The following is a 638-nucleotide window of genomic DNA, read 5'->3' on the forward strand; positions in this document are numbered from 1 at the left end:
TCACCCATGACTTATTGGGTTCTGACACGGTAAATTGGCGATCCAACGTATTCGGAGCCGCTACCTGGGATTTGCCACCGTACATTCCCTTACGACGCTTGTAGCCGGTTTGAGAGCGCAGCCCCTCGCGCTTCATCAAGCGGGCAACCCGGTTTTTACCACAACTCTCCCCCAATTCACGCAGGTCAGTGTGGACTTTGCGATAGCCATAAACCGTCCCGCTCTCTAACCAGGATTGCTTAATCAGCCCCAGCAGGCGTTCGTCCTGTTGCTGGCGATCAGACTTGGGCTGTTTCATCCAGGCATAGAAGCCACTGCGGTGGACCTGCATGGCCCGGCACAGAGGAACCACACCATAACGCTCGAGCCGGGACTTTATGAACGCGTACCTTTCCTTGACTCGGCGGCAAAGTACGCTGCGGCCTCCTTTAAAATGTCTCGCTCCTCGGTGACCTGCCGAAGCTCTGCACGCAAGCGCCGGATCTCAGCTTGCTGTTCTGACTCTTCCTTCTGCTGAGGGATGGATTTGCTGTAACGCTTCACCCAGGCGTACAGGCTGTGATGGGAGACCCCCAAGGCATCGGCGACATCTCGGACGCTTCGGCCACGATCCGTGACCTGTTTGACGGCTTCTTTCT

1 pseudogene is annotated in these 638 nt (G+C 56.6%); it reads right to left on the bottom strand.

The features are described from left to right. Positions 1-638, bottom strand: a pseudogene (locus tag FCL40_RS18405) (IS3 family transposase); the annotation flags it as partial.

Source organism: Ferrimonas sediminicola (genome assembly GCF_005116715.1).
GTDB lineage: Bacteria > Pseudomonadota > Gammaproteobacteria > Enterobacterales > Shewanellaceae > Ferrimonas > Ferrimonas sediminicola.